General features: G+C 46.8%; 16 protein-coding genes. 14 read left to right on the top strand and 2 right to left on the bottom strand.

What is annotated here, in order from left to right:
* Positions 1-11: 11 nt before the first annotated feature.
* From GC098_RS29990 to GC098_RS29980, 3 genes are all read left to right on the top strand, one after another.
* Positions 12-1,301 (top strand): Gfo/Idh/MocA family protein, encoded by a 1,290-nt coding sequence (locus GC098_RS29990; protein ID WP_171647127.1) that lies wholly within the window; start codon positions 12-14, stop codon positions 1,299-1,301.
* Positions 1,298-2,959 (top strand): DUF4091 domain-containing protein, encoded by a 1,662-nt coding sequence (locus tag GC098_RS29985; RefSeq protein ID WP_171647125.1) that lies wholly within the window; start codon positions 1,298-1,300, stop codon positions 2,957-2,959. The genes GC098_RS29990 and GC098_RS29985 overlap by 4 nt, the downstream gene beginning before the upstream one ends.
* 120 nt (positions 2,960-3,079) lie before the next feature.
* Complete coding sequence (locus GC098_RS29980) at positions 3,080-7,717, top strand: discoidin domain-containing protein (protein WP_171647123.1); 4,638 nt, start codon at positions 3,080-3,082, stop codon at positions 7,715-7,717.
* 178 nt (positions 7,718-7,895) lie between these two features.
* Here GC098_RS29980 and GC098_RS41795 read toward each other — a convergent pair whose 3' ends face one another.
* Together GC098_RS41795 and GC098_RS29970 are read right to left on the bottom strand one after the other, a co-directional pair.
* A complete protein-coding gene (locus tag GC098_RS41795) occupies positions 7,896-8,087 on the bottom strand; it encodes a DDE-type integrase/transposase/recombinase (protein ID WP_376773987.1) in 192 nt (63 codons plus the stop codon).
* Positions 8,087-8,854: an IS6 family transposase gene (locus GC098_RS29970; protein WP_171647121.1), complete on the bottom strand. Its 768-nt coding sequence runs from the start codon at positions 8,852-8,854 to the stop codon at positions 8,087-8,089. The genes GC098_RS41795 and GC098_RS29970 overlap by 1 nt, the downstream gene beginning before the upstream one ends.
* A 230-nt stretch (positions 8,855-9,084) precedes the next feature.
* On the opposite strand from GC098_RS29970, the gene GC098_RS29965 reads away from it, so the two are divergent.
* The 11 genes from GC098_RS29965 to GC098_RS29910 all read left to right on the top strand — a co-directional run.
* Positions 9,085-10,107 (top strand): response regulator transcription factor, encoded by a 1,023-nt coding sequence (locus GC098_RS29965; RefSeq protein WP_171647119.1) that lies wholly within the window; start codon positions 9,085-9,087, stop codon positions 10,105-10,107.
* Entirely contained in the window at positions 10,107-11,912 is a 1,806-nt protein-coding gene (locus GC098_RS29960) for a cache domain-containing sensor histidine kinase (RefSeq protein WP_171647117.1), read from the top strand. Before GC098_RS29965 ends, GC098_RS29960 begins: the two co-directional genes overlap by 1 nt.
* Positions 11,913-12,009: 97 nt before the next feature.
* Positions 12,010-12,984, top strand: a complete 975-nt coding sequence (locus GC098_RS29955; RefSeq protein ID WP_171647115.1) for an ABC transporter permease — start codon at positions 12,010-12,012, stop codon at positions 12,982-12,984.
* A gap of 15 nt (positions 12,985-12,999) precedes the next feature.
* Positions 13,000-13,893 (top strand): carbohydrate ABC transporter permease, encoded by an 894-nt coding sequence (locus GC098_RS29950; RefSeq protein ID WP_171647113.1) that lies wholly within the window; start codon positions 13,000-13,002, stop codon positions 13,891-13,893.
* Positions 13,894-13,906: 13 nt separating this feature from the next.
* On the top strand, positions 13,907-15,550 hold the full coding sequence (locus GC098_RS29945) for an ABC transporter substrate-binding protein (RefSeq protein WP_171647111.1): 1,644 nt from the start codon (positions 13,907-13,909) through the stop codon (positions 15,548-15,550).
* A gap of 43 nt (positions 15,551-15,593) precedes the next feature.
* A complete protein-coding gene (locus GC098_RS29940) occupies positions 15,594-17,000 on the top strand; it encodes a sulfatase family protein (protein WP_171647109.1) in 1,407 nt (468 codons plus the stop codon).
* Positions 17,001-17,085: 85 nt separating this feature from the next.
* Complete coding sequence (locus GC098_RS29935; protein ID WP_171647107.1) at positions 17,086-18,075, top strand: SGNH/GDSL hydrolase family protein; 990 nt, start codon at positions 17,086-17,088, stop codon at positions 18,073-18,075.
* The gene (locus GC098_RS29930) at positions 18,068-19,102 is read left to right on the top strand and encodes a zinc-dependent alcohol dehydrogenase (protein WP_171647105.1); all 1,035 of its coding nucleotides are present in this window, start codon (positions 18,068-18,070) and stop codon (positions 19,100-19,102) included. Before GC098_RS29935 ends, GC098_RS29930 begins: the two co-directional genes overlap by 8 nt.
* A gap of 18 nt (positions 19,103-19,120) precedes the next feature.
* The gene (locus tag GC098_RS29925; RefSeq protein ID WP_171647103.1) at positions 19,121-20,248 is read left to right on the top strand and encodes a glycoside hydrolase family 88 protein; all 1,128 of its coding nucleotides are present in this window, start codon (positions 19,121-19,123) and stop codon (positions 20,246-20,248) included.
* Positions 20,249-20,264: 16 nt separating this feature from the next.
* Positions 20,265-20,948, top strand: coding sequence for a sigma-70 family RNA polymerase sigma factor (locus GC098_RS29915; RefSeq protein WP_216625472.1), 684 nt, complete (start codon positions 20,265-20,267; stop codon positions 20,946-20,948).
* 60 nt (positions 20,949-21,008) lie between these two features.
* Positions 21,009-21,256 (top strand): ATP-binding cassette domain-containing protein (locus GC098_RS29910; protein WP_171647101.1); only part of this gene is annotated, 248 nt, incomplete at its 3' end.

Raw genomic sequence — 21,256 nt, 5'->3', positions numbered from 1 at the left:
GAAGATATAGGATGAGCAAAATTAAGGTTGCATTAATCGGTGCAGGTCAACGCGGAGTCAACTATCTGGAATACGCTTTGCAGCATCCACATGAAGTTGAAGTTGTTGCGGTTGCGGAACCTGTTCGAGAGCGGAGAGAGAGCTTTAAAGCCAGACACGGTGTTGCCGATTCGAAGTGCTTTGAGAGTTGGGATGATTTATTCGCTGTTCCCAAGCTGGCCGATGCTGTCTTGATATGCACTCAGGATAAACAGCATTTTGAGCCGGCCATGAAGGCTTTGAAGGCGGGTTATCATGTGCTTTTAGAGAAGCCGATATCGCCGGACCCTGAAGAATGCATGCTGATGGGGGAAATAGCTTCCCAGTCTGGTTTGGTGTTTTCAATCTGCCACGTACTTCGATATACTCCGTTTTTCACGGCGTTGAAAGAATTGCTTGATAAGGATACAATTGGCCAACTAATGTCGATCCAACATAATGAGAATGTGGGCTACTGGCACCAAGCGCACAGCTATGTGCGTGGGAATTGGCGCCGCAAGGACGAGTCCAGTCCGATGATTCTGGCAAAGTCTTGCCACGATCTTGATATTCTGCTCTGGTTGGCAAACTCGGATTGTATCAGAGTATCCTCCTTCGGTTCACTTAGTCATTTTACGGTTAGTCAAGCACCGGAAGGAGCCCCAGCCCGCTGTTTGGACGGTTGCCCGGTTTCGGATGAGTGTCTCTATTATGCGCCGAAGCAATATTTGACAGACGATACCGATTGGCCGACTTCCGCTATCAGCGATGATAATAGCTATAGTGCCCGCTACAAGGCCTTATTTGAGGGGCCTTACGGCAGATGTGTTTACCATTGCGATAATGACGTTGTAGACCATCAGGTCGTTAATTTGGAATTTGCCAATGAGGTTACAGCGTCATTCACGATGAGCGCATTCACGAGAGATGTCAGCCGAACGATTAAATTAATGGGAACCCACGGGGAGATCCGAGGTGCCATGGAGAAGAATGAAATTGAGATTCTCCATTTTGGGAGCGGGAAAGTCGAACGGATCAATTTTGAGAATGTGAGCGGTCATGTTGGTCATGGCGGGGGCGATGTGAAGCTGATCCAGGATTTTCTGAAACTGGTTCGGACAAACGGCAGTATTCAAGGGTTAACCTCGGTCAACCGTTCTGTCCAAAGCCACCTTACGGCATTCGCAGCTGAGGAGTCCCGAATCGAGGGTAATACCGTTCATTTACAGGAGTTTATGCAGCGTTTCAGTAGGCAAAAAGGCAAAAGTGGGAGTGCGATATGACACATTCGCTCAACAGATTTGAGACTCGTGTTCTGAGCTCATTAGCCAAAGTGTTCTCTGATGAAGAATTAGTGGAAGCAGTTTATGGGAAAGGATCCATGCTGCTGAACGAAACCTATTCCTTTCAAGTAGCGTTCCGCTCGGAGCGGCTTCTGAAAGGGATTAACGTTAAGATAGAATCAGCAATAGAGAAATATATTGCGGTCCGAAGCGTCGGAGTCGTACCTTCGGAATTGCCGGCTTATCATGATCATGACGATAATGTGCTTCGTGTCTTACCCGGTTTATATCCTGATCCGTTATTTCCATTATTTGAAACGGGGGGGATAAGCGCGCCTCCGGGGCAATGGCGGTCGATTTGGATAACCGTGGAGCTGGAAGGAAATGTGGAGCCAGGTCTATATAGCATCTGCATTTGTTTAGAATCGGAGGAGGGGATGATGCTAGGGCAGGAGACCTTTGAATTAGAAATCATAAACGCCTCCCTCCCCAAACAGCGGCTGATTCATACGGAATGGTTGCATGCAGACTGTCTTGCGACGCATTACGAGACGGAAATTTTCTCGGAGAAGCATTGGGCATTGATTGATCGTTATGTGCAAACGGCGGTTAAACACGGCATCAACATGATATTGACGCCTTTGTTCACGCCGCCGCTTGATACCGATGTCGGCGGAGAAAGACCAACGGTTCAACTTCTCGATATTGAAGTGACCGCGCCGCATTCGTATCAATTCGGCTTCGATCGTTTGAAAAGATGGGTTGAAATGTGCCAAAGCCGTGGTATCGAATACTTTGAGTTTTCTCACCTCTTCACGCAATGGGGAGCCAAACATGCGCCGAAAATAATGGCAATGGAGCAAGGGGAGTGGAAACAAATTTTCGGTTGGGAAACAGATGCGTCGGGAGAAGCGTACAGATTGTTTCTCACGCAAATGCTGCCGTCCTTGACGAAATGGATCCATGAAAATGGCATCGCGGAAAAAAGCTTCTTTCACATTTCAGATGAGCCTACTATCGATCATCTTGAATCTTATGGGAACGCAAGCCGAATGGTTCGGGAATATCTTAATGACTTTCCGATCATTGACGCCTTGTCTGATTACGATTTTTATGAGAAAGGCCTGGTGAAAAATCCGGTTCCGGCAAATGATCATATGGAGTCGTTTCTTGAGAACGGGGTGTCTCCTTTATGGACTTATTATTGCTGCGTACAGTATAAAGCGGTTTCAAACCGTTTCTTTAATATGCCGTCCGCGCGCAATAGGATCTTGGGTATTCAGCTCTATAAGTACAATGTTTCCGGTTTTTTGCATTGGGGCTACAATTTTTGGTATTCGCAGTTTTCACGCCGGGCCGTCGATCCGTATCGCGTAACGGATGCAGATCATGCCTTTGCATCTGGAGATGCCTACTTGGTATATCCCGGTGAACAAGGGCCGATCGAATCGATTCGTCTTGAAGTACTGCAAGAAGCGTTGCAGGATTTACGGGCGCTGCAGCTTCTGGAGGAGATTTATGGCAGGAAGTACGTTCTTGATGCCCTAGAGGATGGGCTTGATCGGCCGATTTCATTCCAATGCTATCCGATCGAGGCCTCATGGCTGTTATCGAAGCGGGAATGGGTCAACAGGAAAATAAAAGAGCATTTACAGTAGAAACAATCATGACGTCTACGACGCCACCCCCAAGAATGAAAATAATATGCTCCTCCGAGCATTTTTATTTTCGTATAAATAAGTAAGCGTTAACAATACGATTTTATTCGGGAGGGAATCATGCAAAAGAAATTGTTAATGAAGAAATGGTTCGTTCTATTTATAATGCTATGCATGATTGCAACTATGCACTTACCGTCACCGGCCAGCGCAGCAGGGACGACATACTATGTGGATTCCGTAAATGGCAATGATGCTAATTCCGGTACCGACACATCGGCTGCGTGGAAATCGCTCACCAAAATCAATGCAACTGTTTTTAATCCGGGTGACACTATCTTGTTTAAAACCGGAGGAATATGGAACGGACAGCTATCGCCCATGGGATCCGGAGTAGACGGCAGTCCAATCGTGATCGATAGGTATGGTACCGGCAGCAAGCCTGTTATTAACGGTGGCGGCTTGAACAACACCGGGACGGTCTATCTGGTCAATCAGGAATATTGGGAGATTAACAATCTGGAGGTTACGAATGATGACGACCTGAGCACCAACGATACGGCAGACGTCAGAATGGGCATCTATTATAAGATTGATGCCAATATATCCGGAAGCAACCATGTATTTCATCACATCTATATTCGAAATTGTAATATCCATGATGTTGATGGCAACGAGAACGGCTCTGCCTCCAGTGCTGGGATCTCCGGCGAGATTGTCGGGCCAAGCACAGCTTCATCGGCGAGATTCGATGACATCCGGATTGAAAATAACACCTTGACGAAAGTGGACCGGACGGCAATCCAGCCGAATAAGTTGAACATTTTCACTTGTTCCGGAGATACTTGCTTCCGAGACGGAGTCCGTAACAATAACCAATGGGGCACGGGTTTCCATGTAGCTAATAATACAATGAGCGATATAGGCGGAGACGGGATTCTGATGCGGGAAACGAAGGATGCGATCGTCGAGCATAACGTGTTGTCTAGCTTTGGAACAAGAGCGTTAACGACCACGGCTGTTGCCGGAATATGGTTGTGGAATGCGAATCATACCGTATTCCAGTTTAATGAAGTATACGGAGGACCTGCTTTGAACCAAGACGGCTGCGCATTTGACTTCGATTATTACGGCATCGATACTGTATACCAGTACAACTATAGTCATGACAATCCGATGGGCACTGTTTTGCTTATGGGAGCGAATGAAAATGATATATTCCGTTACAACATCAGCCAAAACGACGGCTTGGCTTTCCGCCATTTTGCTTATAATGAGACGACGTCGGCGTATCTCTACAACAATATCTTTTATTATGATGGCGCTAATCATAAGATTAACGGAGACAGCAAAGATGAAACAAAATTAGGCTATCATTTCTATAACAATATTTTTTATAACACGAGCACGACAACACCGACGAAATGGGGAAATGGCAACTGGGATCAGCTGACGTTCAGCCATAACATTTTTTACGAAGCCAGCGGACAACATACACAGCAGGAGCCTTTCGATCCATATGGGATGACGGGTGATCCGAAGTTTGTGAATCCTGGTTCGGGAAGTATTGGTCTTAATACGCTGCAAGGGTATCAGTTGCAAACGGACTCTCCTGCTATTGACGCCGGTATCGAAAGTCCGCAAGCTCAAGGAATCAAGGACTTTTATGGAAATATGATCAATGCCGTAAGTCCCGATATTGGTGTTCAGGAATTGACGGGAACTCCTTCCGCAGCGATACGCTTCTATGTACCGCAGCAGCAGATGAGCGCCGTTGCGACAAGCAGCACGACAGGCCATAGCTCTATGAGTGCGGTAGACGGTCAGGATCAAACCTATTGGCAATCGGAAGACGGATCGAATCCATCCTTGACGATAGCTTTGGGAGGGACATACAACATCGATCGTGTCATCTACGTTCCTTCAGCAGATGATGCGGCCGGAGTCATTACAAATTACCTGGTGTATACAAGTACCGATGGCGTAGGCTTTACAAAAGTTGCTACCGGCACGTGGGCAAACAATACATATGGGAAAAGGGCGGTGTTCTCGTCCGTTTCGGCTTCCTATATTAAAATTATAGCATTGCATTCATCGGGACATACTTCTGCAGCGGAAGTACAGGTCGGAATCGGTACAGGAACAAATGGAGCGGGGCTTTACACGAAAATATCGCAATCATCTATGACCGCTTCAGCTTCAAGTATTTATAGTAGTTCGTATGCTGCAGCCAAGGCGATTGATGGAAGCACTTCGACCTACTGGTATCCATCTAGTCTTCCAACAGCTGCGAGTCCTCAGTATATTATCCTTACTTTAGCCCAAAAGTACACCATTTCAAAATTCGACTATAAACCTTATTCAGGGGCATACGCGGTTACAGCGTATAAACTGTACGTCAGTACGGACGGTGTCAATTTCACTGCAATCCCAACCGGTACCGGCAACCCGGGCACATGGGCAGCAGATTCAAGCACGAAGGTAGCTACCTTTGATCCGGTAGAAGCGACAGCTTTTAAGCTCGAAATGACTGCAACTGGAGGCAATAAGCCTGCGGTTTTGGAACTAAATCTTTATTCTCCAGATAATTCGGTGCCGGTTCCGGCTCAACCGACCCATCTGACAGCTTCGCCGGTTGATTCACAAGTGAACCTGATGTGGTCGACCGTAACGGATGCGACATACTATAATGTGAAGCGCAGTTCGACCAGTGGCGGACCGTATACGACGATAGCCGCCAACGTAACTGGAGCAACTTATTCTGACACGGGCTTAGCAAATGGAACAACCTATTACTATGTAGTAACTGCAGCGAACAGCGGAGGCGAGAGTTCAAACTCTAACGCAGCAAGTGCGACTCCGGCAGCGCCATTAACTCCGGTACAAGTACCGACACCACCGACCAACCTGAAAGCAACAGAGGGCAACGCTCAAGTTAGCTTGACATGGAGCACAGTCACCAGCGCAACGTACTATAATGTGAAGCGCAGTACGAACAGCGGTGGGCCGTATACGACGATTGCCGCCAACGTAACAGGAGCAACTTATTCGGATGCGGGCTTAGTTAACGGAACAACCTATTACTTTTTAGTAACTGCAGCGAACCCCGGAGGTGAGAGTGCAAACTCTAACGCAGTAAGTGCGACTCCGGCAGCGCCATTAACTCCGGTACAAGCACCGACACCACCGACCAACCTGAATGCAACAGAGGGCAACGCTCAAGTAAGCTTGACATGGAGCACAGTCACTGGCGCAACGTACTATAACGTGAAGCGCAGTGCGAGCAGCGGTGGGCCGTATACGACGATTGCATTGAATGTGACGACAACCTTGTATATGGATACCGGATTAACCAACGGTATTACTTACTACTATGTTATGACAGCTGCGAATGCAGGTGGAGAGAGCGCGAATTCGACGGAAACTGTTGCAACTCCGTTTTCCAGCAGCAACAACGATGATAGTAGTAGCAATACTTCTACAACTACAACAGCCGGCCCGTCGGTAGTGCCGACCAAAGACGGTGTGCAAATTATCAATGTCCAGCCGGTAAGCGATAAAACCGCTGATGGAACATCGGTCGCAAAAGTAACCATCGATGGGGCTACATTAGAACAAGTGATAGAGCTGCTTAAAGCTTCGACAGGAACGGCAAATCAGCGTATTAACATCGAAATCAAAGGCAGTGAAACCATTGGCAAGGTCGAGCTTCCAGCCGCATCCTTGGTGGAACTATTATCCAAAGCACCAGCAGCAGTGTTGTCCTTGAAAAATAACGGGGCAACCTATGACCTTCCGTTGAAGGTAGTGGACATATCTAGCTTTGCGACAGCGTTAGGGTCCGCAACGAAAGATGTAAAAGTCAGCATTGCTATCGAAAAAGTCAGTGGTACAACTTCCGTTGATATTGAAACGAAAGCCAAACAAGCAGGTCTGAAACCTTTAACCTCGGCAATAGACTTTAGCGTAACGGCGGAAGCTAACGGGAAACAGGTATCACTGAATGATTTCGGAAAAACCTACGTTTCCAGAACGATTGAGATAACTAAAGAGGTAGATGCGAAGAAAACAACCGTGGTACTATATAACCCAGTAACAGGTACTATGAGCTTCGTGCCTGCGACCTTCTCGACTTCGGATGGAATTACGACAGCAAGCATAAAACGTCCGGGTAATAGTATCTATACGGTTGTAGAGTCTGCCAAAACCTTTGAGGACTTGAAAGACCATTGGTCTCAAGCCGACGTTGAATTGTTGGCGTCTAAGCTTGTTATTAATGGAATGACAGAGAGCAGCTTTGCTCCACAAAACGAAATTACACGTGCGCAATTCGCAGCGCTTCTCATACGCGCTCTGGGGCTGTCGGAAACGAACGCAGCGCAATTTACAGACGTGAAAACGAATGATTGGTTTGCAGGAGCCATCGGTGCTGCAAGCAAAGCCGGGTTAGTGGATGGCTTTGAGAACGGCACATTCCAGCCGGATGCGAACATTACTCGTGAGCAAATGGCTGTGATGATCACACGCGCAATGAACTTTGCAGGCAAGAAAGCAGCAGCTGATGCGAAGGGCTTAGCCGGATTCACAGAGGCAGGGTCCATCAGTGAATGGGCTAAGGAAGCTGTAGCGCAATCTGTGAATGCGGGAATCATCAATGGCGTGACCAATCAGACCTTCGTACCTAACGCGAAAGCAAGTCGTGCCGAAGCGGCAGTTATGCTGAAGCGTTTGCTGCAGTACGAACAATTCATTAATTAATATTATAAAAAACGGAGTCCGGCATTTGAACGCAAATGTGGCTCCGTTTTTTAGTTCACTCAGCACGGACGTAGTTTTGGTGCGACTAATATATCAAAAATAGCTCTCCATATTTTTGTTGTATTTGAATCAACAAAAATTAATGTACGCGATTTAATTTAAGTGAAAGAGTTTTCAGTTACCCGACACTATACTTTGTCTGTCTAATCAAGATTTTATTTGATAAGGCTTTTTCAATTATTAAACCTGCTGATGGATATGCCGGGTTTTTATCCAAGGTGATTACACGTGGGATTTGATTATGTGGGGAGGTCAAAGCCTTTGTAAAGAAACGCTTAGCTGCCGGTGTATCACGATTTTCAGAGAACATTATCTCATAAAGAACCGCGTAAATCGCGGTTTTTTGTCAGCTAATTCAACTGCAGAGAGGACGGACGAATGATTGCATTCGACCTGTCCTTTCCTTATCATGTGCATGACTTCGATTCCCGCGATAGTTTTTTCGGCAGTTTTGAAAGACTTGAATCCCAACGTTGGTTTTATGATTTTCTTTATGAATCGATGATCTTGTTCAATAATATTGTTGAGATATTTCTGTTGTCGAAGTAACGTTTCTTGATTCATAACTTTCTCGTCCTTCAATTGCTGGACTGCGGCAGGGTACGCTGGGTTTTTATCGACAGTGATCACGCGTGGCGATTGATTGTGTGGTGAAGTCAACATCTTCATGAAAAATCGTTTGGCAGCAGGAGCATCTCGATTTTCAGACAACATGAAATCAATCGTATTGCCGTTTGAATCCACCGCTCTGTAAAGATATTTCCATTGTCCATTGACTTTAATGTAGGTCTCATCCGTCCGAAAGGAATCATTAGTCGGCTTTAAATAGGGCCGAATTCGCTTATCTAGTTCCTGCCCAAACTGATGAACCCATCGCATGATCGTTGTATGAGCGATATGTAAGCCCCGTTCTTCCATCATTTCTACTAAATCACGATAACTTAGACTATACTTCAAATACCATCTTACCGTTAGTAAGATAATCTCCGATTCATACTGCTTCCACTTAAATAAATCTAATCCCGTTTCCAAAGTAAATGTCCCACTCTCATGGCTTAATTTCAATGATATTATCATGAATTAGAGCTTTGCACCACAACCCGCGTTGTTATTCAGCCACACGCACATGAACAGACCGCTCGGTAGGCTTGCCGAATGGTCTGTCTTCATTTTGCATGCCTATTTGGAATATTAACTTAGGGATGTTTCGATTTTGATGACTCTGTTCAGGTTTTAATGGGTATCCAGGATAACGGGAATCGGAGAATAATAAAGGTGGTTAACATTTTAAACAGGGGGGCAAGCGAATGGCCAGAATTGTTATTGTTGACGATGAACCTATCATTGGGATTGGCCTCAAAACGTTAATTTGGGAATATAAACGGTTTAGTGAGATCGATACGTTTACAGACGGTGTGTCCGCGTTGTCGAACATCATGGCTAACCCTCCTGACGTTGTGTTGACGGATATTCGGATGCCTCGCATGGACGGTCTGGAGCTCTGCCGAAATATTCAGCAGCTAAAGCTCTTCACCAAAGTCGTTGTGCTATCGGGATACGGGGATTTTGCGTATGCGCAAAAATGTATGTCTTACGGCGTACAGGAATATTTGCTGAAGCCTATTACAGAAATCGAGCTTTTTCCAGTGCTGGATAAAGTGCTCGCCATGCGGGAAGCGGCACTTATTTCCTTCACCCTTTTTGAACAATGGATCGATCAATTGGAGGAAGCGGTTTGGATGTTGGACAAAGTTCGGGCCAATGAACTGCTTGAGGAGGGTAAAAGGGAGTTGTTCCCTGTTGAAACGGACATTCAGCAGTACCAGCGGGTATATGACGCTGTCAGGCTGCTTCTCAAGAAACTGAATGCCAGAGGGACGTACAGGATTGAGGTGAAGCCGCTTTTCGAGGAGAACACGGTCATCACGATTACGTATGAATGGTTTCAGGCAGAAATCGGCATATGGATACAGCGATTGAGTGAGTATCGCAAGCATGAAAGAATCAACGTTTTGGAGGCGGTTATCCAGTACATCGATGAGCATCTTTTCGAGGAGGAGCTTTCACTGGACATGGTTGCTGGGAAGCTAGGCGTAACACCGACCTATTTCAGCCATTATTTTAAGAAAAATACGAACGAGACCTTCGTGCAATACCGGATGCGCAAACGAATCGATAAAGCCAAACAACTGCTTGCCGTTCCGCACTACAAAATCATCGACATTGGAGCCGAGGTCGGTTACGATAGCTACCCCCACTTTTCCAGAGTATTTAAAAAGGCAACGGGCTATTCCCCTACCGAATATCGCGGGCTGCTCGGGATCAAGTAATGAAAAACAGCCTGGTACGCAAGGTTTACATTTACTTTGTCATTATTATCGCGCTGACTTTGGTGACGGTGGGGGTTACCGGTTATTGGCGGTCGTCCAACGAATTGGAGAATCAGTATGAAGGGCTGCTGACTCAAATCGTTGACAATGTTTTGCATGAAACCGATTTGTTTTTGAAAAGTTACGAGAGGGCAACAGTCTCTATTCTGATTTCTCCTGTCGTGAAAGAGGCTCTTGATCTTCCAAGCAATTCAACTCCTGGCTTTTATACATCCGAAATTGCCATGAAGGGGGTATTTCAGCCTGTTCTCATCAACAACCCGGAAATATCAATGACGTACATTATCGGTTATAACGGGTTCCAGGCAACGGACTTCAATATCCACATTGTTCCTTTTAATTACAAAGGCTTTGAAGAATATGTCGAACAGATGAAGGAAGACGATGATATAAACGGGAAGCTGACGATTCAGGATTCTGGATTTCTAGATGGTCATCTCACACTTATTCGCAAATTAGCGGACCGAACCTCATCGAAATCATTTAAAGGCATTATGGGCTTCGAACTAAAGATAGGGGAGCTGAACACGCTCTGGAAGGGCATAAAACTCGGACAATCCGGGTATTTTTTTATCGTCAACGATCGCGGGAAAATCTTATACCATCCGGATCCGAACCGGATCGGCAAACAGCTTGACGGTATGCATTTCAGTACGGTTGAAGCCAATAAAGACCAAATATTTGAATTGCCCGGAGAACCGGGACGGGTTTTCTTTAGTCGAAAGTCTGACTACTCCGGATGGACGCTGGTGGCCAGCATGTCGGTTGCTGAACAGAGCAAGCCGATTTCAGACTTGCGGCAAACAACGCTGCTCGTAGGTATCTTTACATTGATCTTGGCCTTATTTCTCGCTTATCGTTTCGGTCAATCTATCGTTCGTCCAGTTCGACTCCTGGAAAACGGGATGCGTCAGACGGCCAAAGGTCACTGGACCCGAGTACCTCTGACCGGAAGCCGTGATGAGATGGATCAGCTTATTACCAGCTACAATACGATGGTTACCCGGCTGGAAGAGCTTGTCGAGCGGGTTTACGAGACCGAGCTGCGCAATCAGGACAATTTATTGAAGCGGCAGCTGGCCGAATTTCAATCGCTGCAATTACAGATTAATCCGCACTTCTTGTACAACACGTTGGAAATTATTATTTGTTACGCCGTGATCCAGAAATCAAGCGAAATCAAAGACATCGTTCGTTCTCTGTCGTATATGCTGCGCTATTCCATACGCACCGATTTGGAGGAAATTACGGTAGCCAACGAGCTTAAACACATTCTGTATTTTATGTCTATTATGAAATACCGCAATCAGCGGGAATTTGAAATCGATGTTCGCATCAGTACGGATTATTTGCTGGACAGCATGGTTCGCTTGACGCTGCAGCCCTTGGTCGAAAATGTGTTTAAGCATGCGTTTCCCTATGGGATCGAGGATACTCATACGATTATTATTGACGCCTGGAAGGATGAAGCGGATTTTTATGTCATCGTTGAAGATAATGGCTGCGGTATTGATGCGGAATCCCTTCTGCAATTAAACATACGACTCATGAACAGCCGGGAGGAGAGGTTGCTGGAAACACAACCAACGTTCGAAGGCAGCATCGGGCTGCTCAATGTGCATAATCGGATTCAGATGGTGTTCGGAGAGCAGTATGGACTTTCGATACAAAGCGACCTGGGTGTAGGCACGAAGGTTACGATTCGCATGCCGTCGTCCAGCGCAAAAAAAGTCATGCCGGTGTAAAACAGCACAATGCTCGGCTGTCCCTATTTTTTGTATGCTACATATATGAAAGACATCAAACATACCGAGTCATGGACATCGAGAGAGGGAGGGATTTATGGAAGTTTCGGCTAGCAAGAGCAAGATGTTGTCTGCAACTGTCGGTAAAAAGGAAAGTTACTTGTCTAGACTGAAGAAGAACGCATCCAGCCATTGGCAGCTCTACCTGTTTATGCTGCTGCCGATTATTTATTTGCTCATATTCAAGTACGTGCCGATGTACGGGGCTCTGATTGCGTTCAAAAATTATCTTCCTACCAAAGGGGTATGGGGCAGCGAATGGGTAGGTCTGAAGCATTTTGATCGTTTTTTCCATTCGTATGAGTTTGTGCGGATTATGAAAAATACGATCCTGCTCAGCATCTATAGTTTACTTGCAGGGTTTCCGTTCCCAATCATTCTTGCGCTTTCCTTGAATTACGTCAACGCTCGATTCTTTAAGAAAACCGTGCAAATGATCACTTACGCACCGCATTTTATTTCCGTAGTCGTTATGGTAGGCATCATTCTGCAAATGATGGACCCGCGGGTTGGCCTTATTCAAACGATTATGAAATATTTCGGATTGCCGACAATCAATTTCATGGGCATACCTGAATGGTTTTCACACGTTTTTGTCTGGTCTGGTATTTGGCAAAACGTTGGTTTTTCCTGCATCATCTATTTGGCAGCGCTTGCAGCTGTTGATCCTTCGCTGCACGAGGCAGCTGTTGTGGATGGAGCCAATAAAGTGCAGCGAATGTGGCACGTTGACTTGCCGGGTATTATGCCGGTTGCTGTTATCTTGCTGATCATGAACACAGGCCATGTGCTGGACATAGGCTTCGAAAAGGTATTGCTGATGCAGAATCCGCTGAATATGAGCTCATCTGAGGTGATCGATACTTTTGTGTATAAAGTCGGCTTGGCATCAACAGCCATCAACTATTCCTACTCGTCTGCCATTGGATTATTTAAATCAGTCATTAATCTGGTCCTGCTGGTTCTCGTCAATCGGATAGCCAGAAAGTTGGGGCAAACCAGTCTGTGGTAATAAGGGGGCACGTCTATGACGGGAAGCATTAAAGAAAGTGCGGATGACAGGCTTTTTACAATTCTGAATTACATCATCCTATTCATTTTTACAATTACGATTCTTTATCCTCTGGTTTATATTGTTAGCGCTTCCTTCAGTTCATCCACAGCGGTTATTTCCGGTAGAGTCTGGTTGTATCCGGTAGAGCCGACGCTGGCGGGTTATGAAGCCGTATTTAAGCATCGTTTAATTATGTCGAGCTTTTTGAATTCGGTCTTTTATACCGTAGTGGGAACGACGATCAATGTGCTCTTTACACTCATTGCGGCTTATCCGCTTTCGAGAAAAGATTTTATGCCACGTAATAGCATTATGGCTTTGTTTGTATTCACAATGATGTTTTCTGGCGGATTGATCCCGTCTTATCTAGTTGTAAAAGAGCTTGGTATGATCGACACAAGGTGGTCTTTGATTATTCCGGGAGCGCTTGCCGTTATGAATATGATCATTGCCCGCACGTATTTTCAAACGACCATTCCGGATGAATTGCTTGAAGCCGCTCAAATGGATGGATGCAGTGATTTTACGTTCGTGCGGAAAATCGTGCTTCCTTTGTCAGGTCCAATCATAGCTGTAATCTCCTTGTTTTACGCAGTCGGACATTGGAACCAATATTTTAACGCACTGCTTTATTTGAAACATCAGGAGTTGTACCCGATTCAATTAGTATTAAGGGATATTTTGGTGCAAAACGAGGTCGATGCGTCGATGATAACCGACGTTGCCGATCAAGCAGCAAGAGATGGCTTGCGGGAGCTTTTGAAGTTTTCTCTTATCGTCGTGTCTACGCTGCCCGTGCTCATCATCTATCCATTCATACAAAGACATTTTGTCAAAGGCATGATGATTGGATCACTCAAAGGCTAAAGGGGGTTTTTACATGAAAAAAGGTTTAACAGCTTTAGTAGCGGTTACCGCTTCTCTAGCGCTTCTAAGCGCATGTGCGGACAGCGGACAAAAGGGTGCAGATCCAAAGACGGAAGCAGGCAGTGACGATCAAGTAACCGCAGCAGGTGTATTCCCGATCACGAAAGAAAAGACGACGCTAAGGGTCATGGTCAAAGGCTCCAGCATTGTCGAAAACTTTGCAACGAACGAGTTCACCAAGTGGCTGGAGGAGAAAACGAACATACACATCGATTGGGAAGTCGCTCCGGAAAAAACATTTGCAGAGAAGCTTAACGTTTCACTCGCAAGCGGCGATTATCCAGATGTGCTGCTTAGTATGAACGTATCGCCGGTTCAGCAATCGATTTACGGTAAGGATGGTGTGTTCATTCCGCTGAACCCGTATATTGATAAATATGGCGTGGAAATGAAGAAGATGTTCGAGCAGGTTTCCTATGTCAAAGATTTGATAACGATGCCTGACGGCAAAATTTATTCGGTCCCTCAGGTTAACGATTGCTACCACTGCTCGCTCGGTCAAAAGATGTGGATTAATCAAAAATGGCTAGACAAGCTCGGATTAAAAATGCCGGAAACGACAGACGAGTTTTATCAAGTGCTCAAAGCTTTTAAAGAAAAGGATCCTAACGGAAATGGGAAGGCAGATGAAATCCCGCTTGTCGGCGCTACCAACGGCCCATCCTCGACATTGGACCTGTTTCTGACCAGCGCTTTTATCGAGAAGGATTTCAACTTGAAATTTGTTAAGGATGGCAAGATTCAAGTTGCCTATAGTCAACCTGAGTGGAAGGAAGCTTTGAAGTATATTCATAAGCTGTTTGCTGAAGGCTTAATATCTCCGCAATCGTTTACGCAGGATAGAAACCAGTTGAAACAAATGGGCATGAACCCGGAGATCCCGATCGTGGGAGCTATTGCCTCGCAAAACCAAACGGTATTTGTCGATGCTGATAACCCGAGATTCAAAGACTATGTATCCGTACCGCCACTCAAAGGACCGTCTGGTATACGCTCAACTGCGTATAATCCATATGCGGTATCTGCAGGTCAATACGTCGTTACCAATAAGGCGAAAAATCCCGCTGCCGCATTCCGTATGGCTGACTTGCTGCTTTCAGAAGAAGCGACACTGCGCAGCACGCAGGGCCGTCCTGATCAGGAGTGGGTGCGTCCGGCGCAAGGAGAGCTTGGCGTTAATGGGAAGCAAGCGAAATGGAAGCCAATTGCCACGTTTGGCAAGCTGCAGAACATCCACTGGGCACAGGCGGGGCCGTCGCTGCGAACAAACGATTTGCGATTAAGCGTGGTAGCCGATCCGAAAAATTCACTTGAACTTATTTTGTATAATGAAACAAAAAAATACGAGCCTTACGCAACCGACCCGAGCAAAATTGTGCCGCCATTGTTCTTCACCAACGAACAAGCGGAGGAGCTTTCTACGCTTGAGAAGACGCTTACGGACTACCGCACTGAATTTTTTGCGAAGACGGTTACAGGATCGCTGGACATTGACAAGGAGTGGAACAACTATTTGAGCACTCTGGACAAAATGAACATTAAACGCTACCTGGAAATTTATCAACAAGCCTATACCCAGTATAAATCGAAAAAGTAGCCACATCCGGAAGCAATCCTGTCTCGTGAGAGTGAGGTAGAAGATGAAAGAGAAGAACATAAAGAAGCTTTCAGCCGAAAGACCTAATGTCGTATTTATTATAGCGGACGATCATCGTGGTGAAGCCATTCGAGCGTTCGGCGATGAAACAGTGCAGACACCGGTATTAGATTCGTTGGTTGCCAGCGGTACATCTTGTCGTAACACGCATATATTCGGCGGTCTAAGCGGAGCGGTTTGCGCGCCGAGCAGAGCGTGCGTCCATACGGGCATCCCGATCTTCCGGGCGATGATCGGCAAAGACATGATGAACCGGGAGCATTCGAGCGTTATTCGCCCGGATGTTCGGCTTATGCCGCAAACGATGCAGGGTGCTGGGTATCGAACTCATGCGATCGGCAAATGGCATAACGACAAGGCAAGCTTTGCTCGAAGTTTCGAGGGCGGGGATAAGCTAGCTTTTCGCGGAATGAGCGAGCATACGAAGGTTCCTGTGCACGACTATGACCTGACCGGGGCTTATCCTAAGGAACAGGAATATATGGAACACACGTTCTCGACGGAGTTGTTTACGGACGCCGCCGTCAACTTTATTGAGGAGTACCAGGAGGATCGGCCGTTTTTCCTGTATGTGGCTTATACCGCGCCGCATGATCCCCGAACCGCGCCAGAGCCGTATGCAAGCATGTACGACAAATCCGACATTCCGCTGCCTCCGAACTTTGTGCGGGAGCATCCATTCGATACCGGCGATATGACGGTTAGGGACGAGAAGCTTGCACGGTGGCCGAGGGACGAGGACGAAATTCGTCAACATATTGCCGATTACTATGCGATGATAAGCCATTTGGACGCGCAAATCGGTAGAGTCGTCGAAGCGCTGAAGGCTAAGGGCATCTATGACGATACGCTTATCGTGTATACCGCTGATCATGGCTTGGCGGTCGGGCAACACGGACTGATGGGCAAACAGAACCTTTACGAGCACAGCGTGCGCATTCCGCTTATATTCCGAGGGCCAGGCGTGCCGGAGGGCAAGCAGGAGCTTGCGCTGGCAAGCAATATCGATATTTTTCCTACCGTTGCCGGGCTATGCGGCGTCGACCTGCCGGAGGAAACGGAAGGCATATGTCTCTGTCCCATCTTTGCAGGGGAAATTGGTGGCGTTCGCGGTATCGTGGGCTCGGTTTATCGAGATGTCCAGCGGATGGTAACAGACGGAAGATGGAAGCTGATCCGTTATTATCACTCGCCAGAAACGAACACAGGAACGGAACGAATCCAGCTGTTCGATCTGCGGAGCGATCCTTGGGAAACGGAAGATTTGTCGGCTGAGCCGGCAAATGCCGGGGTCATCGAACGGCTTGCCTCCGAATTGGCTTCATGGATGCTAGCTAGCGGCGACATTTTGCAGGATAAGCCGGTGCTTCCTGTAACATCCTTGACTTGAGCCAAGAGTCTTATCTCATAAAGAGTCGCGGAAATCGCGGCTTTTTGTTTTATGGGTTAAATAACGATAAAGGGTGAATTGAAGCATGCAAACGATTGAACTAAATAAAGAGTGGTTTCGAGGGGCCGTTTCAATAGAAACGACTGATACTGGACTCCGGCCATGGCGATTGCCACATGATCAGCTCAGCTTATATGCATCTAAATTAGTGGAGAAGGCAGGGGAAACAGCGGGTGTTAGAGTTTCTTTTATAAGCGATTCCACTTCAGTGGAGCTGCATGTCGCTATAACGGATAAAGATATACGGTTTGACCTCGTTATCGAAGATGAATTAGTCGATACCCAAACTCTCCTTGCAGGTGAAGAAATTTGTTTATTTACAAACTTGCCAGGCAGCATGAAGAGGGTTGACATTTATTTGTCACAAGAAGCTGCGGTCATTGTGAAAGCACTAAAAGTCGATGATAGAGCATCGGCGGCTCCCTTGCCAAACAATCAACCTAGGTGGGTTGCCTACGGCAGCTCGATTACGCAGTGCAGCTCAGCTGAAAGTCCGGCTCTAACTTGGCCGGCAATCGTAGCACGCAGCAAAGGTTGGAACTTGACCTGCATGGGATTTGCTGGGCAATGTCATTTGGAACCCATGGTTGCTCGCGTCATCCGTGACCTTCCCGCTGACGTTATTTCCATGTGCCTCGGCATTAATGTGATGGGAGGCAATAGTTTGAATATCCGGACGTTTCGTTCTGCCATTATCGGCATGGTATCGATCATTCGGGAAAAGCATCACAACACGCCCTTATTTTTATTTTCTCCTATTTATTGCCCTCACAGGGAGACTGACGAAAACTTAGTAGGGATGAACTTGGTTACAATAAGGAAAGAAATCCAGGAAGCGGTGAATATTTTAACTTCTTACGGGGATTCAAATCTTACTTATGTAGACGGTCTGGATATTCTTGGAGAAGCCTATGTTGGCATGCTGCCAGACCACCTGCATCCGAACACGGAAGGAAATAAAATTATGGCAAATCATATATTGGATAAATGGATAGGAGCTAAAAAGAATGGTTAGAAAAATGTCTGTTCCACCCATGCAGTTGGTCGATTATGATGGCGAGGGTACGCAGTTGTGCGCCGTTGTGGAGGAAATTGGGTCTATCACGTTAAAAAGGGCGTTAATTCCCGAGCCTGCTGAAGGGGAAGTAAGGGTAAAGGTGAAATGGGTTGGCATATGCGGCAGTGATGTGGAAGTATTTCGTGGGGCTCGCGAGCCAGAGTTTGTCTCGTATCCGACACGGCTTGGCCATGAGGTGGCCGGTGTTATTGATAAAGTAGGACCCAATGTAATCGGTCTCAAGGTGGGGGATCCTGTAGCACTTCGCTATATTTGGGGTGCTTTTGCTGAATATGTTTGCTGTACGCCTTTTTCTGTCAAAGTTCTTCCACAGGCGCTTCCTCTCATCGAGGGTTCGCTGATCGAAGTGCTCCCTGGCATTATTCATGCAGCAGAGCTTGGTGATATTTCCCCTCATAAAAATGTGCTGATCACCGGACAAGGCGTCAGTGGCTTGGTGATGACGCAGGTAGTTAGCTTGTATAGTCCGCGGAACCTTGTGGTAACGGATTTGTTCGATGAAAAGCTGGAGCTGGCCCGCAAGTATGGGGCAACCCATACCTATAAGATGCCGTCGCCAGATGCGAATACGATGGATATTCTGGGCAAAGATTTCCCGGATGGCTTCGATGTGGTCATTCCCTGCTTGCTGGAAGGTGACGGGATGGTTGATGCGATCGATGCAGCTTCCCAGAATGGGCGCATCGTCATGTACGGGTGCATTGGGACTTGCCATAAACCAGTCGACTTTTTCAAAATTCATAAGAAGAGGCTCGACATTTTTCCAACGGAACCGAAGCGGGATATCGATAATCGCAATTATTTCGACAAAGGCTTGCAGCTGGTGCTGGATGGACTCGTCAATACGGAGGAAATGATCACGCATGTGGTCCACTTAAGTAACATTGTCGAAGCGTTTAAGCTTCGTAATGAGCATAAAGGCGACACGATCCACGTAATGATCGATTGTGAAACGAACGTATGACGAAGGAGTCGAAGATCGATGGCTAACTTTACAGGAATGCAGGAAGAACCATGGTCTGGATGGTGGAGTCAGATTCAAACGAAAGTGGATCGGATGATGGGGCAAATGGGTGATAAATGCCCGCATGCATCCGTGTCTGGTGTTTATGACGATGTGATCCTAGACTGGTGGACTTCCGGTTTTTGGCCAGGCATGATGTGGATATTATACGATATGACGGGCAAAGAAGCGTATCGTCAGGCTGCATGGTCATGGGATGAGCGGATCGAACAGTGCTTTTTGCGGGAGAATCGATTTCATCATGATGTAGGTTTTCAATTTTTAAGCACGGCTGTGATTAAATATAAGCTGACGGGTGACGCTGACGCCAGACGCAGGGGGCTGCAGGCTGCGAACCTATTAGCTGGTCGCTTTAACTTGGCCGGAGGCTTTTTGCGGGCGCAAAATCAGGAGGACCGCCCTGGAGGTTCGATCATCGATACGATGATGAACCTATCGATCTTGTTTTGGGCATCGCAAGAGTTGGGCGATCCGAGATTTGCTCAAATCGCGCGTGCACACGCGGATACGGTGCTGCGGCACACGCTCCGCGAAGACGGTTCTTCGCATCACATTACCGTGTTCGATGCGAATACGGGTGAAGTGAAGGAATACTTGGGGGGACAAGGGTATTCGCCGACCTCCTCTTGGAGCCGGGGGCAGGCATGGGCTTTGTATGGCATGGCTAATACATACAAATATACAGGAGACAGCAAATATTTGGACGCCGCAAAGCGTACAGCGAATTATTATCTTAGCTGTCTTCCCGATGATTACGTCGCCTATTGGGATTTCCGTGTGCCGGATGTAACCGGAGAGCCAAGAGATACGTCAGCCGCAAGCATAGGGGCATCTGGTCTTCTGACAATCGCAGAGCAGCTGCCCCCGGAAGAAGGAAAGGTGTACCGTAAAGCCGCAGAATCGATCATGCAATCATTGTCGCAAAATTACAGCACACTGGACCGGCCTGAATTCGAAGGCATTTTGCTTGAAGCTACAGGCAACAAGCCAGTCAATAAGGATGTCAACGTATCGCTGATTTACGGTGATTATTACTACTTGGAAGCGATGGCTAAGCTGATGGGCTGGGACAATGATATATTTTAACGACTATTTAACATGGATGAGCACACACGAGAATGGCATCGAAGAGATGAATGCTCCTAATAACCATGGGGTTTGCTGGTTTGTGCAAGCGGCCGCTTTTGCCTGGCTTACGAATAACGAAGAAATGCTTCGTTTTTGCATACAAAGGTACAAAGAATCGCTGCTCCCTGACCAAATGGACCCAGACGGCAGCTTCCCGTGTGAGTTAGCACGTACGAAACCTTATGGATACGCGATTTTCGTGCTGGATAATGGTTTGATCAAAGCCATCGAGTCGTTTTCGCCTAACAAAGGGACCAAGCTCGCGACGTTTGCGGCTCGCTGTATTGAGAATGAGATCTTGATGCACTTACGTTCTCTGAAGAAAACGCGCAAAGATGTGTCCTTGCATGATCCCATCGGAACGGACAAAGAGGGGAACGAAATTACGCTCATCGACATTCTCGGTACGGAAGCTGATGACGTAGTGGATAAGGTGCAGCTCAAGATAGAGAAGAGCAAAATCTATCGCAATCTGGAGATATTGGATGATCGGGAAAAGGAAGTCGTGGTTGGGCGGTTTGGGCTAGAGCTTGGCGGGGAAGAGCGGACGCAGCGGGAGATTGCAAAGGAGCTGGGCATTAGCCGCTCCTATGTGTCGCGGATTGAGAAGCGGGCGCTTATGAAGCTTTATCATGAGTTTTATAAGGCGAAACGATAAGGGTTATGAATCAGATACTTCATTTATTTGGAACCTGTGCAAGTAATGGAGGTGAAGGTTATGACGTTAATCCATATCGAGAATGCCAGTAAATTCTATACGATGGGAGAGGAAACGATTAAAGCATTAGATGATGTCTCGTTAGATATTGATCATGGAGAGTTCGTAGCTATTATGGGGCCGTCAGGTTCCGGCAAATCAACGCTGATGAACATCATCGGGTGTTTGGATGTTGTAGATAAAGGTATTTATGACCTGGATGGTCAAGCAATAAACTTGCTTAAGGATTCTGGACTTGCTGGATCGTA

Source organism: Paenibacillus phytorum (genome assembly GCF_013141715.1).
Lineage (GTDB): Bacteria > Bacillota > Bacilli > Paenibacillales > NBRC-103111 > Paenibacillus_E > Paenibacillus_E phytorum.
This window is presented reverse-complemented; position numbering and strand designations above follow the sequence as displayed.

What these genes read in the sequence shown, in the direction of transcription:
- GC098_RS29990 (WP_171647127.1), top strand. Translation starts at nt 12, where the DNA reads ATGAGCAAAATTAAGGTTGCATTAATCGGTGCAGGTCAACGCGGAGTC.
- GC098_RS29985 (WP_171647125.1), top strand. Translation starts at nt 1,298, where the DNA reads ATGACACATTCGCTCAACAGATTTGAGACTCGTGTTCTGAGCTCATTA.
- GC098_RS29980 (WP_171647123.1), top strand. Translation starts at nt 3,080, where the DNA reads ATGCAAAAGAAATTGTTAATGAAGAAATGGTTCGTTCTATTTATAATG.
- GC098_RS41795 (WP_376773987.1), bottom strand. Translation starts at nt 8,087, where the DNA reads ATGTTCTCTGAAAATCGTGATACACCGGCAGCTAAGCGTTTCTTTACA.
- GC098_RS29970 (WP_171647121.1), bottom strand. Translation starts at nt 8,854, where the DNA reads ATGATAATATCATTGAAATTAAGCCATGAGAGTGGGACATTTACTTTG.
- GC098_RS29965 (WP_171647119.1), top strand. Translation starts at nt 9,085, where the DNA reads ATGGCCAGAATTGTTATTGTTGACGATGAACCTATCATTGGGATTGGC.
- GC098_RS29960 (WP_171647117.1), top strand. Translation starts at nt 10,107, where the DNA reads ATGAAAAACAGCCTGGTACGCAAGGTTTACATTTACTTTGTCATTATT.
- GC098_RS29955 (WP_171647115.1), top strand. Translation starts at nt 12,010, where the DNA reads ATGGAAGTTTCGGCTAGCAAGAGCAAGATGTTGTCTGCAACTGTCGGT.
- GC098_RS29950 (WP_171647113.1), top strand. Translation starts at nt 13,000, where the DNA reads ATGACGGGAAGCATTAAAGAAAGTGCGGATGACAGGCTTTTTACAATT.
- GC098_RS29945 (WP_171647111.1), top strand. Translation starts at nt 13,907, where the DNA reads ATGAAAAAAGGTTTAACAGCTTTAGTAGCGGTTACCGCTTCTCTAGCG.
- GC098_RS29940 (WP_171647109.1), top strand. Translation starts at nt 15,594, where the DNA reads ATGAAAGAGAAGAACATAAAGAAGCTTTCAGCCGAAAGACCTAATGTC.
- GC098_RS29935 (WP_171647107.1), top strand. Translation starts at nt 17,086, where the DNA reads ATGCAAACGATTGAACTAAATAAAGAGTGGTTTCGAGGGGCCGTTTCA.
- GC098_RS29930 (WP_171647105.1), top strand. Translation starts at nt 18,068, where the DNA reads ATGGTTAGAAAAATGTCTGTTCCACCCATGCAGTTGGTCGATTATGAT.
- GC098_RS29925 (WP_171647103.1), top strand. Translation starts at nt 19,121, where the DNA reads ATGGCTAACTTTACAGGAATGCAGGAAGAACCATGGTCTGGATGGTGG.
- GC098_RS29915 (WP_216625472.1), top strand. Translation starts at nt 20,265, where the DNA reads ATGAGCACACACGAGAATGGCATCGAAGAGATGAATGCTCCTAATAAC.